Below are 16,371 nucleotides of genomic sequence, written 5' to 3' on the forward strand. Positions count from 1 at the left end.
CGCTCTCCAGCGCCGATGCAGTACGTTCACCTCATGTCCCAGCCCGCCAAGTCCTCCCGTACGAGCACCAGGTCCGACGTTCCGGAGAGTGCCGCAGGCACCCGCGCCGCCGCCCAGCGGCTGAAGATGCGCCGGGAGCTGGCGGCGGCGGCGATGGAACTGTTCGCGACCAAGGGGTACGAGGCGACGACCGTCGACGAGATCGCCGCCGCGGCCGGCGTCGCCCGCCGCACCTTCTTCCGGCACTTCCGCTCCAAGGAAGAGGCGATCTTCCCGGATCACGACGACACGCTCGTACGGGCGGAGGCGGTGCTCAACGCCGCGCCGGCGCACGAGCATCCGCTGGACACGGTCTGCCGGGGCATCAAGGAAGTCATGCGGATGTACGCGGCCTCCCCGGCGGTCTCCGTGGAGCGCTACCGCCTCACCCGTGAGGTGCCCACGCTCCGTGAGCGCGAGATCGCCTCGGTGGCCCGCTACGAGCGGCTGTTCACCCGCTATCTGCTGGGCCACTTCGACGAGCGCGACCACACCGACGGCAACGACGATCCGCTGCTGGCGGAGGTGGCCGCGTCCGCCGTCGTCACCGCGCACAACCATGTACTGCGCCGCTGGCTGCGGGCCGGCGGCCAGGGTGATGTGGAGGCGCAGCTCGACCATGCCTTCGCCATCGTGCGCGAGACCTTCGGCGCGGGTATCGGCGCGGGCCGGACCATCGGCGGCAAGCCGCAGCACGCCGCGGCCTCGGCCCGTACCAGCGGGGATGTCCTGGTGACGGTGGCGCGCACGGACGCGCCGCTGGACGAGGTCATGCGCACCATCAAGCAGGCGCTCAGAGACGCGTAGTCGCGTCGTAGCCGTGCTGTGACCGCGCTGTGGTCGTCCCGCGGCACACTATGCGCCCATATGGTCACATGAGGTGATACTCCCTGCCGAGGGAGCGGTAGACATTGCTCATGCGTGTGTCACCGATGACAAGTGAGAGAGATTTCTGGCACCCAGTGCCTTGTCATGTGTCACGGCGTGCCATACCGTGAGGTTGTCCGGCTGTTCCCGCAAGCCATCTCGCTTGTGCGCCCGGACGCCTGCGTCACAGGCAACCTCCGCGCCCACCCGGCGCCGCCGATCAGCGCGATCAGCAGCACCCGCCGAACCGACGGCACCTCCACCGCACACCAGCAAGCAGCGAGCAGCCCTCTCGCATCTCGCTCCCTCAGTTTCGCCGGAGGCTCCACCGTGAAGGAAATCCTGGACGCGATCCAATCGCCGGACACCACGTCCGCCGACTTCGCCGCACTGCCCGTTCCCGGTTCGTACCGTGCGGTGACCGTGCACAAGGACGAGACCGAGATGTTCGCCGGTCTCGCCACCCGTGAGAAGGATCCGCGCAAGTCGCTCCATCTCGACGAGGTACCGGTGCCCGAACTCGGGCCCGGCGAGGCCCTCGTGGCCGTCATGGCCAGCTCGGTGAATTACAACTCGGTCTGGACGTCGATCTTCGAGCCGCTGCCGACCTTCGGTTTTCTGGAGCGGTACGGCAAGGTCAGCGAACTCGCCAAGCGGCACGATCTGCCGTACCACATCATCGGCTCCGACCTCTCCGGTGTCGTGCTGCACACCGGGCCCGGTGTCAACGCCTGGCGGCCGGGCGACGAGGTCGTCGCGCACTGTCTCTCCGTCGAGCTGGAGTCGTCCGACGGTCACAACGACACGATGCTCGATCCCGAGCAGCGGATCTGGGGCTTCGAGACCAACTTCGGCGGTCTGGCGGAGCTCGCCCTTGTGAAGTCCAACCAGCTCATGCCCAAGCCCCAGCATCTGACCTGGGAGGAGGCGGCGGCACCCGGACTTGTCAACTCGACCGCGTACCGCCAGCTCGTCTCCCGCAACGGCGCCGGGATGAAGCAGGGCGACAATGTGCTGATCTGGGGCGCGAGCGGCGGACTCGGCTCGTACGCCACACAGTTCGCGCTCTCCGGCGGCGCGAATCCGGTCTGTGTGGTCTCCAGCGACCGGAAGGCGGAGCTCTGCCGGCGGATGGGCGCCGAGGCGATCATCGACCGTACCGCCGAGGGCTACCGGTTCTGGAAGGACGAACACCACCAGGACCCGCGCGAGTGGAAGCGCTTCGGCAAGCGCATCCGCGAACTGACCGGCGGCGAGGACGTGGACATCGTCTTCGAGCACCCGGGACGCGAGACCTTCGGCGCGAGTGTGTATGTCACACGCAAGGGCGGCACGATCGTGACCTGCGCGTCGACCTCCGGCTATACCCATGAGTACGACAACCGCTATCTGTGGATGTCCCTGAAGCGGATCGTGGGCTCGCACTTCGCCAACTACCGCGAGGCGTGGGAGGCCAACCGGCTGGTGGCCAAGGGCCGGATCCATCCGACGCTGTCGAAGGTGTACGCCCTGGAGGACACCGGCCAGGCCGCGTACGACGTGCACAGCAACCGCCACCAGGGCAAGGTCGGTGTGCTGGCGCTGGCGCCGCGCGAGGGCCTGGGCGTACGGGACGAGGAGCTGCGCGCGCGGCACATCGACGCCATCAACCTCTTCCGCGACGCGCCCGCGCGGCAGGACGGGCGATCGCACTCCCAGGGACGCCCGCACGCCGCCTCCGCCGCCTCCGCGTCAACCGAAGCCTGAGGGCGGTGCCATGACGGACCATCAGAAGGACCGGCCCTGGCTGATGCGGACCTACGCCGGTCATTCGACCGCCGAGGCCTCCAACGAGCTGTACCGGCGCAATCTCGCCAAGGGACAGACGGGCCTCTCCGTCGCGTTCGATCTCCCGACACAGACCGGCTACGACCCGGATCATCTGCTCGCCCGCGGCGAGGTCGGCCGGGTCGGCGTCCCGGTCTCCCATCTCGGCGACATGCGGCGGCTGTTCCAGGACATCCCGCTGGAGCGTACGAACACCTCGATGACCATCAACGCCACCGCGATGTGGCTGCTGGCGCTCTACCAGGTGGTCGCGGAGGAACAGGGCGCGGACATCGCGGCCCTCCAGGGCACGACACAGAACGACATCGTCAAGGAGTACCTCTCGCGCGGGACGTATGTCTTCCCGCCGGCCCCGAGTCTGCGGCTGACCACGGACATGATCACCTACACGGTGAACCACATGCCCCGGTGGAACCCGATCAATATCTGCAGCTACCACCTCCAGGAGGCGGGCGCGACTCCGGTGCAGGAGATCGCGTACGCGATGTCCACCGCGATCGCCGTGCTCGACGCGGTGTTCGCGTCCGGGCGGATTCCCGAGGAGCGCAAGGGAGATGTGGTCGGCCGGATCTCGTTCTTCGTCAACGCCGGTGTGCGCTTCATCGAGGAAATGTGCAAGATGCGGGCGTTCTCCCGTATCTGGGACACGGTCACCCGTGAGCGGTACGGCATCGAGGACGCCCGGCAGCGCCGCTTCCGCTACGGCGTCCAGGTCAACTCGCTCGGACTGACCGAGGCCCAGCCGGAGAACAACGTCCAGCGGATCGTCCTCGAAATGCTGGCGGTGACGCTCTCCAAGGACGCCCGCGCCCGTGCCGTACAGCTCCCGGCCTGGAACGAGGCGCTGGGACTGCCCAGGCCCTGGGACCAGCAGTGGTCGCTGCGGATACAGCAGGTGCTGGCGCACGAGAGCGATCTGCTGGAGTACGAGGACATCTTCGAGGGCTCGCGTGTCGTCGAGGACAAGGTGGCGGCCCTGGTCACGGAGAGTCTGGCGGAGATCGGCCGTATCCAGGAGATGGGCGGCGCGCTGGCGGCCGTCGAGTCCGGCTATCTCAAGTCGCGGCTGGTCTCCTCGCACGCCGGGCGCCGGGCGCGGATCGAGTCGGGCGAGGAGAGGATCGTCGGTGTCAACTGCTACGAGTCCACCGAGCCCAGTCCGCTGACCGCCGATCTGGACACCGCGATCATGACGGTCGACCCGGCGAACGAGGCACGGGTGGTGGCGGCGCTGCACACCTGGCGGGACGGCCGCGACGAGGCCCGGGCCGGCGAGGCGCTGGCCGCGCTGAAGAAGGCTGCGGCGGGCACCGCCAATCTGATGCCCGCGACCGTGGAGTGCGCGCGGGCCGGAGTGACGACCGGTGAGTGGTCCTGGGCGCTGCGGGACGTCTTCGGCGAGTTCCGCGCGCCGACGGGCGTGAGCGGCGCGCCGGTCGCGGTGGGCGCGGAGACGGGCACCGCGCTCGCCTCCGTACGGGAGAAGGTGTCCCGCACCGCGGATGAGCTGCGCTCGGGACGGCTGCGGCTGCTGGTCGGCAAGCCCGGTCTGGACGGGCACTCCAACGGCGCGGAGCAGATCGCCGTCCGCGCGCGCGACGCCGGCTTCGAGGTGGTCTACCAGGGCATCAGACTGACACCGGAGCAGATCGTCGGTGCCGCGCTCGCCGAGGATGTGCACTGTGTGGGCCTGTCGATCCTCTCCGGATCGCATGCCGCGCTGGTGCCCGACGTGCTGGCGCGGCTGCGCGAGGCGGGCGCGGGCGACATCCCGGTGGTCGTCGGCGGAATCATCCCGAGCGGCGATGCCGAGGAGCTGAAGGCGGTCGGAGTGGCCGCCGTCTTCACGCCGAAGGACTTCGGAATCACCGGGATCATCGGCCGTATCGTCGATGAGATCAGGAAAGCGAACAAGCTCGATCCCTTGGAGGTCCACGCATGACCGCGCCTGCCACGCCCGCCACAGCCGCCGCGTCCACCGCGCCGGAGACGGCCGGAGCCGCCGCGAACCGGCTGCGTCCGCGCCGCTCCTGTCTCGCCGTACCGGGCTCGAATCCGCGCTTCCTGGAGAAGGCCCAGGGACTCCCGGCCGACCAGGTCTTCCTCGATCTGGAGGACGCCTGCGCACCGCTCGCCAAGGAGGGCGCCCGGCACACCATCGTCGACGCGCTGAACAAGGGCGACTGGAGCGGCAAGATCCGGGTGGTCCGCGTCAACGACTGGACGACGCAGTGGACGTACCGCGATGTGATCACGGTGGTGGAGGGCGCGGGCCACAATCTCGACTGTGTGATGCTGCCGAAGGTCCAGGACGCCCAGCAGATCGTCGCCCTCGATCTGCTGCTCACCCAGATCGAGAAGACGATGGGCTTCGAGGTCGGCAGGATCGGTATCGAGGCGCAGATCGAGAACGCCAAGGGCCTGGTGAACGTGGACGAGATCGCCGGCGCGTCCCCGCGTCTGGAGACCATCGTCTTCGGTCCCGCCGACTTCATGGCCTCGATCAATATGAAGTCCCTGGTGGTCGGGCAGCAGCCGCCCGGCTATGGCGCGGACGCCTACCACTACATCCTGATGCGCATTCTGATGGCGGCCCGTACATACGATCTCCAGGCGATCGACGGCCCGTATCTCCAGATCCGCGATGTGGACGGCTACCGCGAGGTGGCGGCGCGCGCGGCGGCGCTCGGCTACGACGGCAAGTGGGTGCTGCACCCGGGCCAGATCGAGGTGTCGAACGAGATCTTCTCGCCGTCCCAGGAGGACTACGACCACGCCGAGCTGATTCTCGACGCGTACGAGTACTACACGTCCGAAGCGGGCGGCAAGAAGGGCTCCGCGATGCTCGGCGACGAGATGATCGACGAGGCCAGCCGCAAGATGGCGCTGGTCATCTCCGGCAAGGGCCGGGCCGCCGGGATGCGGCGCACCACCGCCTTCGAAGCTCCGGAGGCGTGAGCGATGCGATTCGGCAGGACCTTCGAGGAGTTCGAGGTCGGCGCGGTCTACAAGCACTGGCCCGGCAAGACGGTCACGGAGTACGACGACCACCTGTTCTGTCTGCTCACCATGAACCACCACCCGCTGCATCTGGACAGCAACTACGCCGAGCGGACGACCGACTTCGGGAAGAACGTCGTCGTGGGCAATTACATCTACTCACTCCTGCTGGGCATGTCGGTGCCGGACGTCTCCGGCAAGGCCATCGCCAATCTGGAGGTCGAGTCGCTCCGCCATATCGCGCCGACCTTCCACGGCGACACGATCTACGGCGAGACAACCGTGCTCGACAAGACGCCGTCGAAGTCCAAGAGCGACCGCGGGATCGTGTATGTGGAGACCAAGGGATACAAGCAGGACTCCACGGTCGTCTGTGTGTTCCGCCGCAAGGTGATGGTGCCCACCGAGAAGTACGTCAAGGAGCGCGGCGGCGAGCAGCCCGGCCGCCCCGAGCCCCGGGAGAAGTGACACAGCCATGAGCCGACTCGCCCAGACAGCCGGGCTGACCGATATCCAGCGGGAGATCCTGGCGACCGTCAGGGACTTCGTGGACAAGGAGATCCTCCCGGTCGCCACGGAGCTGGAGCACCGCGACGAATATCCGACGCAGATCGTCGAGGGCCTCAAGGAACTCGGACTGTTCGGACTGATGATTCCCGAGGAGTACGGCGGTCTGGGCGAGTCGCTGCTGACCTACGCGCTCTGTGTGGAGGAGATCGCCCGCGGCTGGATGTCCGTCTCGGGCATCGTCAACACCCACTTCATCGTGGCGTACATGCTCAAGCAGCACGGCACCCAGGAACAGAAGGACGCCTTCCTGCCCAAGATGGCGGCCGGCGAGGTGCGTGGCGCGTTCTCGATGTCCGAGCCCGGTCTCGGCTCGGACGTCTCCGCGATCACGTCCAAAGGTGTGCGGGACGGTGACTCGTATGTACTGGATGGCCAGAAAATGTGGCTCACCAACGGCGGTACGTCCACTCTTGTGGCCGTGTTGTGCCGTACCGACGAGGGCCATCCGGAGGGCACGGCCAGGCACCGCTCGATGAGCACGTTCCTGGTCGAGAAGGAGTCCGGCTTCGGTGAGGTACGGCCCGGACTCACCATTCCCGGGAAGATCGACAAGATGGGCTACAAGGGCGTCGACACCACCGAGATGATCATGGACGGACTGCGCATTCCGGCCAATCGGGTACTCGGCGGTACCACCGGCCGGGGGTTTTACCAAATGATGGACGGCGTCGAGGTGGGCCGGGTCAATGTCGCCGCGCGCGGCTGTGGCGTCGCACAGCGCGCTTTCGAGCTGGGCGTGGCATATGCCCAGCAACGTCACACCTTCGGCAAGCCCATCGCGCAGCATCAGGCGATCCAGTTCAAGCTGGCCGAAATGGCGACCAAGGTGGAAGCCGCCCATGCGATGATGGTGAACGCGGCACGCAAAAAGGACTCCGGGGAGCGAAACGACCTGGAGGCAGGGATGGCGAAGTACCTCGCCTCCGAGTACTGCAAGGAAGTCGTCGAGGACGCCTTCCGGATCCACGGCGGTTACGGCTTCTCCAAGGAGTACGAGATCGAGCGCCTCTACCGCGAGGCACCGATGCTGCTGATCGGCGAGGGTACCGCCGAGATCCAGAAAATGATCATTGGCCGCCGACTGCTGGAGGAGTACCGATCGCAGGCCTGATTGTCGCTTTTGATCTTGTTTGGCCGCGAAGTTGACCACACCTGGGCGACAAGGGCCACCGGCTTCAAGCCGCTCGACTCGGCTGCTGGCTTGCTCAGTTGCTGCTCGCAACCGATACCATCGCTGGAAAGCCGCCGTCCCCCGTTACCCGCGCGGCATCATCCGCTACGAAGGTCATCCATGCCCCACAGCCAAACCTCTGCACCACGCGGCCGGGTCCGCCTCGCGCGCGGAGCATCGCCGTGGCTCCTGCCCACCGTCGCCACCGCGGCGATCGGGCTGGTCCGTGCTCGCCGTTCCCGGCGTGCCGCTGTCCTCGCTGTGCCCGCCACCGCGCTCGCGGCGGGCATGCTGTGGTTCTTCCGCGACCCCGAGCGTGAGATCACTCAGGGCCGGGTCATCTCGCCGGCCGACGGTGTGGTGCAGAGCATCATGCCGTGGAAGGACGGGCGCACCCGGGTCGCCATCTTCATGAGTCCGCTGAACGTCCATGTCAACCGCGCTCCCCTCGCGGGAACCGTGACGTCCGTCGAGCACATCCCCGGCGGATTCGTTCCGGCGTTCAACAAGGAGAGCGAGAACAACGAGCGCGTTGTCTGGCACTTCGACACCGAGCTGGGCGATATCGAGATGGTGCAGATCGCGGGCGCGGTGGCCCGCCGCATCGTCCCGTATCTGCCTCAGGGAACCAAGGTGGAACAGGGCGAGCGCATCGGCCTGATCCGTTTCGGCTCGCGTGTCGACATCTACCTTCCGGAAGGTGTCGATGTCGCTGTCGAGGTCGGTCAGACCACGACCGCAGGGGTGACTCGAATTGACCGTGATTGATCCTGATACGCAAGCCGGCTGGGCCACCGAGGCCGAGGCCGAAGCGGAGGACGACGCGGAGGAGATGCCGCTGTCGCTGAGGCTGTCGATAGCGGACACCCTCACACTCGGCAATGCCACCTGCGGCTTCATGGCCGTCTACTTCACCACGACCGGCATTCTCATCCCGCATCTCACGGGCAGCGACGAGACCGGCATGGCGCGGCACTCCGCGGCGACGGCCGTGATCCTGATGCTGTGCGCGGCGGTCTTCGATCTGTTCGACGGGCTCGTGGCACGCAAGCTGCGCAGCTCACCGATGGGCGCCGAGCTGGACAATCTCTCCGACCTGATCAGCTTCGGTCTCGCTCCCGCGTACTTCGTCCTGGTGTACGGGATGGTCGCGGACGACGCCCATCAGCGGGTCTCGGCGCTGGCGGCGGTGGTCGTGCTGCTCGCCGTCGTCCTGCGGCTGGCCAGATTCTCCTGTGTGACGCTGAAGGACGGCATGTTCCAGGGCATGCCGAGCCCCTTCGGCGCGCTGACGGTCATCTCGATCGTGCTGCTGGAGCTGCCCTTCGTGCCGACGCTGCTCGCGATCGTCGGAGTCGCGTGGCTGATGGTCAGCCGGGTGGAGTATCCGAAGCCACGGGGAATTCTCGCGGTGGCGATGCTGAGCTGGATCGTGGCCGCGATGGGGCTGCTGGCGGCGTGGGCGTTCGACGCTCCCGGCGGTCAGCTGCTGCTCCAGACGGGCTGTGCGCTCCAGGTCGTGACGGGCGCGGTCATTCCGCTCTTCGCCACGGCCCGGCGGGTGAACACCTTCCGCGACAACCGCCGCGAGGCGCGGGCGGCGCAGCTTCCGTAGTACGTCTTGACCGCGAGGGCCCGGGTGCGCTGTGCACCCGGGCCCTCGCGGTTTGACCGGACCGGTGCCGGCCGCCGGCATCCTTGCCGGCCGGCGCGTGGTTCAGCGCTTGGCCATATAGAGGTCGAGCGCCTTGTGCAGCAGTTTGTTGAGCGGATAGTCCCACTCGCCCAAATACTCGGCCGCCTCGCCGCCCGTGCCCGCCTTGAAGCGGAGCAGACCGAGGAGATGGTTGCTCTCGTCCAGGGTGTCGGTGATGCCTCGCAGGTCGTAGACGCTGGCGCCGAGTTCATGGGCGTCGCACATCATCCGCCACTGGACGGCGTTGTTCGGCTGCACCTCGCGTCTGCGGGCGGTGGAGGCTCCGTACGAGTACCAGACGTGGTCACCGACGGTGAGCATGGTGGCCGCGGACAGGACCTCACCGTCGTGATGGGCGAGATAGAGCCGCATCCGGTCGGGATGCTCGCCGGTCAGCGCGGTCCACATGCCCTGGAAGTAGGTCAGTGGACGCGGCAGGAACTGGTCGCGCTCCGCGGTCTCCCGGTACAGCTCGTAGAAGGCGGGCAGATCCTCGTAGCCGCCGCGTTCCACCTTCACACCGGCGTTCTCGGCCTTCTTCACATTGCGCCGCCACTGCTGGTTGAAGCCGCGCTGGATCTCGTCCAACGACCGTCCCGCGAAGGGCACTTGGAAGACATACCGAGGCTGGCCGACGCTGAAGCCGTCGTCCGTGCCGTCGTCGTTCTGCCGCCAGCCCATACGGTGCAGCCGGTCGCTGACCGCGAAGGCGCGCGGTTCGGTCCTGGTCGGCTCGACATCACGCAGCCTACGGACCTCCGGATCGGCGATGGCCGCCTTGACCACGTCCGCCGTCCAGCGGCGGGCGACGACGGGCGGGCCCATCTTCACCGAGAACGCGCCGCGGGACTTGAGATGGGCCAGCATCGGCTGGAGCCACCGGGCCAGGTCCGGGGCGAACCAGTCGATGGCGGGGCCCTCGGGCAGATAGGCGAGATACCGCTTGATCTTCGGTACCGGCCGGTAGAGGACGAGTCCCGCGCCGATGATGTTCCCCCGCTCGTCGAACCACCCGAGGCTCTCCGCCCGCCAGTCCGGCTTCACGTCCCCCCACGAGGGAACCTGCATATGGCTGATCGAGGGTCTGGCTCCGACGAAGGCCAGATGTTCCTTACGCTTGATCGTCTTCAGGCGGTAAGCCATGGGGAGTGCTCCTTCGCTCGGCGCGCAGGTCTGTGGTCAGCAGACCTCTAGTCATACGTGCCGTACGGGCGGGCACGGGCCCGGACACGCGCGAGGGCCGGAGAGGACACACGTGAGGGCGGGCGGGACGGAGGAGCGGGACGGAAGTGGGCGGGACGAGGGAGACAGCCCTGTGCTCCGGTGCTGTCTCCCTCCTCCTCGGGTCAGACCAGGAAGTCCCGCGCGATATTCGCCGCCAGGCGTTCCAGCAGCGGGCCCGCCTCCGCCATACAGACCGCGGGATCCGGCTCAAGTTCGGTCAGGGCGTACGCGCGCCGGATGCCCGCGCGGCCCAGGGCCTCCGGCGGGAGGGCCAGCCGGCCGCAGACCGCGATGACCTCGATGTTCCGCGCGCGGGCCGCCGCCGCGACACCCACCGGGGCCTTGCCGTGGAGTGTCTGTTCGTCCAGCGAGCCCTCACCGGTGATGACCAGCGTCGCCCGGGACAGGGCGGAGGCGAAGCCCAGCACATCGAGCATCACCTCGATACCGGGACGGAAGCTCGCGCCGAGGCCGACCAGCGCGCCGTAGCCGATACCGCCCGCCGCGCCCGCACCCGGCGAGAGCGCGAGCTCGGCGGCGCGGGAGCCGATGGCCGTCTCCAGGACGGCGGCGTAGTGGGCGAGTGCCGCGTCGAGCGTGGCCACGTCCTCCGGGCTCGCGCCCTTCTGCGGACCGTAGACGGCCGGCGCGCCCTTGGGTCCGGTCAGAGGATTGTCGACATCGCTGGCGAGGACGATCTCCGTCGCGCCGAGACGGCCGTCCAGACCGGACAGATCGGCGGTGGCGAGATCCCGCAGACCGCCGCCGCCCGGCCCGACCGGCTGCCCGTCCGCGTCCAGGAAACGCGCGCCGAGCGCGGCGAGCATTCCCGCGCCGCCGTCGGTGGTGGCGCTGCCGCCGACTCCGAAGACGATGCTCCGGGCGCCCGCGTCGAGCGCGGCGCGCAGCAGTTCACCGGATCCGTAGGTCGTCGCCGTGAGCGGTGCGAAGACTCCCGCCGGGAGATGCTGGAGGCCGGACGCCTCCGCCATCTCGATCACGGCCATGCCGTCCCGCAGGGCATAGGCGGCGGTCAGCTCCTCGCCGAGCGGCCCGGTGACCCGTACCTCGCACCGTTCGAAACCGGCCGCCACGGCCGCCGCGACCGTACCGTCGCCGCCGTCCGCGACGGGCAGGGTCTCGACCGCCACCTCGGGAGCGACCTGGTGCAGCCCGGCCGTCACCCGCTCCGCGACCTGCACCGCTGTGAGCGAGCCCTTGAACTTGTCCGCCGCGATCAGTACGCGGGCGACCTCGGTTACTGCTCCGTCCGTCACTTCGAATCCTCTGCTCTCGAACAGGCAGTCGCGCCGCCCCGACCTTATCCGCCCGCCGTCGGTCTGCCCATGCCCGCCGTCACAGGCCTTGCTCCGCACTCCGCAGGCGGACGGCGCCATTTGGCGGACGGCACCATTTGTCAGACAGGGCCCTTAGGCTTCCCGTGTGACGGATACCGATACCGAATACGCCGCGTACATCGCAGGCCTCCCCCGAGTCCTCGCCGGCGCCGCCATGTTGTTCAGGGACGGCGAGGGCCGTGTACTGATCGTCGAGCCCAACTATCGGGAGGGCTGGGCGCTCCCCGGCGGAACGGTCGAGTCCGACGACGGCGAGACGCCGCGCTCGGGCGCCCGGCGCGAGACGCTCGAAGAGATCGGGCTGGACATCGAGCCCGGACGGCTGCTGGCCGTGGACTGGGTGCCGGGCAAGGCCCGCCCGCCGATCGCGGCCTATCTCTACGACGGCGGAGTGCTGGACGAGGAGCAGCTCGCGGCGATCCGCCTCCAGGAGGAGGAGCTGCTGTCGTGGCGGCTGCTCGACCGCGAGGAGATCCCGGCGTATCTGCTGGGCTCGCTCGGACTGCGGGTGCAGGCGGCACTCGACGTGGTGGAGTCGGGCGCGGGCACGGTGGAGCTGGAGAACGGCCGCCGGCCGTAGAACGCCTCCGCCGGTCGCGGAGTTGACCGACGGTCCCGCCGACGAGGTGCGCAAGGCGGGGTGCGTAAACAGTTCGCCGCCCGCCGTCTCCGCTGCGTACGCTCGCACCATGACTCTCGTCGCGCTCCTCAGCGGCGCCGGTATCTCCACGGACTCCGGCATACCCGACTACCGCGGTCCGAACGGACTGTGGCGACGCGATCCCGGCGCCGAGAAGCTGGTCACGTACGACGTGTATATGACGGATCCGGAGATCCGGCGCCGGTCCTGGCGGATGCGGAGCGACAGTCCCACGCTGCGTGCCGAACCCAATGCCGCCCATCGCGCGGTGGCGGAGCTGAGCCGGTCGGGGACGGCGGTCCGGGTGATCACACAGAATGTCGACGGACTGCACCAGCTCGCCGGGCTGCCGGCCCGCAAGGTGCTCGAACTGCACGGCACCGCACGGGAGATCGTCTGCACCGGGTGCCGGGTCCGGTCCTCGATGAAGGAGGCGCTGGGCCGGGTCGCGGCGGGCGAGGAGGATCCGCGCTGCCTGGCGTGCGGCGGGATCCTCAAGTCGGCGACGGTGATGTTCGGCGAGCGGCTCGATCCGGAGATACTGGCGCAGGCGATGACGATCGCCAAGGTATGCCAGGTGTTCATCGCGGTCGGTACGACTCTCCAGGTACAGCCGGCCGCCTCGCTGGCGGGAATCGCCGCCGACCACGGCGCGCTGCTCATCGTGGTGAACGCGGAGCCGACGCCGTACGACGACCGCGCGGACGAGATCATCCGCGAGCCGATCGGCACGGCGCTGCCCGCGCTGCTGACGCGCTACCGCGCAGGCTGATACGCGGGCCAGGGCATCCGGCGCATCCGGCGCGTCAGAAGAGCGTGGCCGCGGCAGGCGCGTCGGCCGACGCACCCTCGAAGACCAGCAGTCGCTGCTTGCGGTCGAGCCCGCCGCCGTAGCCGGTGAGGCTGCCGGTGGAACCGATCACCCGGTGGCAGGGCACGATGATGCCGATCGGGTTCTTGCCGTTGGCCAGTCCCACCGCCCGCGAGGCGCCCGGCTTGCCGAGGTTCTCGGCCAGTTCGCCATACGAACGCGTCTCGCCGTACGGGATCTTCCGGAGCTGCTCCCAGACACTGCGCTGGAACGCGGTGCCGTCGAGCCGCAGCGGCAGATCGAACTCCGTCAGCTCTCCCTCGAAGTACGCGTCGAGCTGGCGCACCACCTCGGTGAAGGGCCGGGAATCCGGCTCGCCGAAGTTCTCCTCCGGCGGGCGATGGCGCTGCCCGACCATATAGAGGCCCTTCAGGACGTCGTCGGCCGCGACGAGTGTGAGTGGTCCGTAAGGACTGTCGATCACGGTGTGCACGGTGTGCTGCTGTCCGGTCATGAGGGAACTTCCTGGTGTGCTGGGTCGAACGTACTGAGGCGAACGTACTCAGAGGCGAACGTACTTATACGGGAAGGCGGTTGATGGCATGGTCGTCCGTCGCCCACAGATACTGCACGGCGTACGCGCGCCACGGTCGCCAGGCCGCGGCGCGCCTCGTGAGCGCGGCGGGAGTGGACGGCAGGCCGAGCCGTCCGGCGGCCCGGCGGACACCGAGATCGGTCGGCAGGAACGCGTCGGGATCACCGAGCGCGCGCATCGCGATCGCCTCGACCGTCCACGGCCCGAACCCGGGCAGGGCGGTGAGCCGCTCCCGCACCTGCTCCCAGTCGCTGTCGGTGCCGAGCCGGAGCGAGCCGTCGGCGAGCGCCGCGACAAGGCTGATCAGAGTGGTACGCCGGGTGCGCGGCAGCGCCAGCGCCTCCGGATCGAGCGCGGCCAGCGCCTCCGGAGCCGGGAAGAGATGTGTCAGCCCGCCCTCCGGATCCTCGACCGGCACGCCGTGCGCGGTGACCAGCCGGGCCGCGTGCGTCCGCGCGGCAGCGGTGGAGACCTGCTGGCCGAGCACGGCCCGTACGGCGAACTCGGCGGCGTCGACGGTACGCGGCACCCGCCGTCCCGGCGCCTTGTCGACCAGCGGCGCCAGCAGCGGATCGGCCCGCAGTTGCTCGTCCACGGCGACCGGATCGGCGTCCAGGTCGAGCATCCGGCGGCAGCTGCTGATGGCGAGTGTGAGATCGCGCGGATCGGTGAGGGAGAGCCGGCAGGCGATGTGGTCGGGGCGCGGCGAGAGGGCGACGATGCCATGTCCGTACGGCAGGGAGAGCGTGCGCCGGTAGGCGCCGTCGCGCCACTCCTCGACACCGGGAACGGCGGTCGCGACGAGGTGTCCGAAGAGGTTGTCCGGGTTGAGAGGCGTACGGAACGGCAGCCGCAGCGAGATCGCGCCGGGAGTGCCGGGCTGTTCGCGTGTGTCCCCCGCCCGTGTGTCCCTCGCCCGTGTACCGCGTGACGCGGACGATCCGCGCGAGGCGCGCGTACGCAGCTCGCTCGGCGAGAGCGCGAAGACCTCGCGGACGGTGTCGTTGAAGGCCCGGATGGAGGCGAAACCCGCCGCGAAGGCGACCTCGGCCATCGGCAGCGCGGTTGTCTCGATGAGCACACGCGCGGTCTGCGCCCGCTGTGCGCGAGCCAGCGCGAGAGGTCCCGCGCCCAGCTCGGCGAGGAGCTGCCGCTCGATCTGGCGGGCGGAGTAACCCAGCCGCCCGGCCAGACCTGGCACGCCCTCCCGGTCGACGACTCCGTCCTGGATGAGCCGCATGGCACGGGCGACGGTGTCGGCGCGCGCGTTCCACTCGGGCGAGCCGGGACTGGTATCGGGCCTGCACCGCTTGCAGGCCCGGAAACCGGCCTGCTGACAGGCGGCGGCGCTCGGATAGAACGTCATGTTCTCGGCCTTGGGCGGTACGGCCGGACAGCTCGGCCGGCAGTAGATCCGGGTGGTCAGCACCGCGGTGAAGAACCAGCCGTCGAAGCGTCCGTCCTTGGACCTGACGGCCCGTACACAGCGCTCGGTATCGGTGTACATGGGTTCAAGCATCCGCCACGGAAGAGCTCGGGGCTGGCAGGAATACGACATCAGCGTTCGCCGGCCGGGAGAGACGGAACGCCTCCCGTGGACGCCATCGTAACGTCGCTACCCATCAGAGGTAGCGTCGATACTCAAAGGGTGTTAACGTTGATCTCGTCGGATCGCGAACAGCGTTACCCGTCGAGACGTCAGAACGCCGGGCCAGAACAAGGAGCAGCAATCATGACCGAGCAGACCATTTCCTCGGACCGTGCGGACCGTACAGACCGCGCCGCGCGGGTGGCGATCGTCACCGGAGGATCCCGTGGGATCGGCCGGGAGAGCGCCGAGCGGCTGGCCGCCGACGGTTTCTCCGTGGTCGTCAACTATGCGGGCAACAGCGCAGAGGCCGAAGCGGCGGTCGCGGCCATCACCGCGGCCGGCGGACAGGCGATGGCCTTCCGTGCCGACGTGGCGGACGAGAAGGCCGTATCGGACCTCTTCGACGCCGCGGAGGCGACATACGGCGGGATCGACGTGGTCGTGCACGCGGCGGGAGTCATGACACTGGCACCGCTGGTCGAAACGGACCTGGACGCCCTGGACCGTATGCACCGCACGAACATCCGAGGGACGTTCGTGGTCGACCAGCAGGCGGCGCGCAGGCTGCGCTCCGGTGGGGCGATCATCAACTTCTCCAGCTCCGTCGTGTCACTGGCCCTTCCCGGCTACAGCGCCTACGCCGCCACCAAGGGCGCGGTCGAGGCCATGACACTGATCCTCGCCCGTGAGCTGCGCGGACGGGACATCACCGTCAATGCGGTCGCTCCCGGACCGACCGCCACCGCGCTGTTCCTGGACGGCAAGGACGAGCAGACCATCGCGAGGATGGCCGGCCAGGCACCGCTGGAGCGGCTCGGCACTCCGCAGGACATGGCCGAGGTCGTCGCCTTTCTCGCCGGTCCCGCTCGCTGGATCAACGGACAGGTCCTGCGCGCCAACGGCGGCATCGTCTGACATGCCGCCGTCTCTTCCGCCATCAACTGCCGTCCCTTCCATCACCTGCCTTCCGTCATCCAACTGA

Annotated in this window: 15 protein-coding genes; 11 read left to right on the top strand and 4 right to left on the bottom strand. The window is 68.7% G+C overall.

Translation table 11 applies throughout. From position 1 onward, the window contains the following. Positions 1-15: 15 nt before the first annotated feature. The 8 genes from ACFV6H_RS26050 to pssA all read left to right on the top strand — a co-directional run bounded on the left by ACFV6H_RS26050 (position 16) and on the right by pssA (position 9,089). Positions 16-846, top strand: coding sequence for a TetR family transcriptional regulator (locus ACFV6H_RS26050; protein WP_384786437.1), 831 nt, complete (start codon positions 16-18; stop codon positions 844-846). A gap of 390 nt (positions 847-1,236) precedes the next feature. Next, the gene (gene ccrA / locus ACFV6H_RS26055) at positions 1,237-2,652 is read left to right on the top strand and encodes a crotonyl-CoA carboxylase/reductase (protein WP_385546429.1); all 1,416 of its coding nucleotides are present in this window, start codon (positions 1,237-1,239) and stop codon (positions 2,650-2,652) included. 10 nt (positions 2,653-2,662) lie between these two features. Continuing rightward, on the top strand, positions 2,663-4,675 hold the full coding sequence (locus ACFV6H_RS26060; RefSeq protein ID WP_385546432.1) for a protein meaA: 2,013 nt from the start codon (positions 2,663-2,665) through the stop codon (positions 4,673-4,675). Next, entirely contained in the window at positions 4,672-5,691 is a 1,020-nt protein-coding gene (locus ACFV6H_RS26065; protein WP_385546435.1) for an HpcH/HpaI aldolase/citrate lyase family protein, read from the top strand. Before ACFV6H_RS26060 ends, ACFV6H_RS26065 begins: the two co-directional genes overlap by 4 nt. 3 nt (positions 5,692-5,694) lie before the next feature. Continuing rightward, positions 5,695-6,201, top strand: a complete 507-nt coding sequence (locus ACFV6H_RS26070; protein WP_384786448.1) for a MaoC family dehydratase — start codon at positions 5,695-5,697, stop codon at positions 6,199-6,201. 7 nt (positions 6,202-6,208) lie between these two features. Continuing rightward, positions 6,209-7,414, top strand: coding sequence for an acyl-CoA dehydrogenase family protein (locus tag ACFV6H_RS26075; protein ID WP_384986624.1), 1,206 nt, complete (start codon positions 6,209-6,211; stop codon positions 7,412-7,414). A 180-nt stretch (positions 7,415-7,594) separates the two neighbouring features. After that, positions 7,595-8,242 carry a phosphatidylserine decarboxylase gene (locus ACFV6H_RS26080; RefSeq protein ID WP_066943027.1) on the top strand — a complete coding sequence of 216 codons (648 nt, stop codon included), beginning with the start codon at positions 7,595-7,597 and terminating at the stop codon, positions 8,240-8,242. Further along, on the top strand, positions 8,229-9,089 hold the full coding sequence (pssA, locus tag ACFV6H_RS26085) for a CDP-diacylglycerol--serine O-phosphatidyltransferase (RefSeq protein WP_176732561.1): 861 nt from the start codon (positions 8,229-8,231) through the stop codon (positions 9,087-9,089). Before ACFV6H_RS26080 ends, pssA begins: the two co-directional genes overlap by 14 nt. A 102-nt stretch (positions 9,090-9,191) precedes the next feature. On the opposite strand, the gene ACFV6H_RS26090 is transcribed toward pssA, so the two are convergent. Continuing rightward, the gene (locus ACFV6H_RS26090) at positions 9,192-10,313 is read right to left on the bottom strand and encodes a lipid II:glycine glycyltransferase FemX (protein WP_384786455.1); all 1,122 of its coding nucleotides are present in this window, start codon (positions 10,311-10,313) and stop codon (positions 9,192-9,194) included. Positions 10,314-10,516: 203 nt separating this feature from the next. Next, positions 10,517-11,671, bottom strand: a complete 1,155-nt coding sequence (locus ACFV6H_RS26095) for a glycerate kinase (protein WP_385546441.1) — start codon at positions 11,669-11,671, stop codon at positions 10,517-10,519. A 166-nt stretch (positions 11,672-11,837) separates the two neighbouring features. Between ACFV6H_RS26095 and ACFV6H_RS26100 the strand changes: the two genes are divergently transcribed. Together ACFV6H_RS26100 and ACFV6H_RS26105 are read left to right on the top strand one after the other, a co-directional pair. Further along, on the top strand, positions 11,838-12,332 hold the full coding sequence (locus ACFV6H_RS26100; RefSeq protein ID WP_384786460.1) for an NUDIX domain-containing protein: 495 nt from the start codon (positions 11,838-11,840) through the stop codon (positions 12,330-12,332). A gap of 109 nt (positions 12,333-12,441) precedes the next feature. Next, the gene (locus ACFV6H_RS26105; RefSeq protein WP_385546445.1) at positions 12,442-13,164 is read left to right on the top strand and encodes an NAD-dependent deacetylase; all 723 of its coding nucleotides are present in this window, start codon (positions 12,442-12,444) and stop codon (positions 13,162-13,164) included. A 34-nt stretch (positions 13,165-13,198) separates the two neighbouring features. Here the strand turns inward: ACFV6H_RS26105 and ACFV6H_RS26110 are convergent, their stop codons facing one another. Then, on the bottom strand, positions 13,199-13,717 hold the full coding sequence (locus tag ACFV6H_RS26110) for a methylated-DNA--[protein]-cysteine S-methyltransferase (protein WP_384786466.1): 519 nt from the start codon (positions 13,715-13,717) through the stop codon (positions 13,199-13,201). A 64-nt stretch (positions 13,718-13,781) separates the two neighbouring features. After that, on the bottom strand, positions 13,782-15,305 hold the full coding sequence (locus ACFV6H_RS26115) for an AlkA N-terminal domain-containing protein (protein WP_385546448.1): 1,524 nt from the start codon (positions 15,303-15,305) through the stop codon (positions 13,782-13,784). A 225-nt stretch (positions 15,306-15,530) separates the two neighbouring features. On the opposite strand from ACFV6H_RS26115, the gene ACFV6H_RS26120 reads away from it, so the two are divergent. After that, positions 15,531-16,304 (top strand): SDR family oxidoreductase, encoded by a 774-nt coding sequence (locus ACFV6H_RS26120; protein WP_385546451.1) that lies wholly within the window; start codon positions 15,531-15,533, stop codon positions 16,302-16,304. The last annotated feature ends 67 nt before the right edge of the window (positions 16,305-16,371 follow it).

The sequence above is a fragment of the Streptomyces sp. NPDC059743 genome (genome assembly GCF_042732975.1).
Taxonomy (GTDB): domain Bacteria; phylum Actinomycetota; class Actinomycetes; order Streptomycetales; family Streptomycetaceae; genus Streptomyces.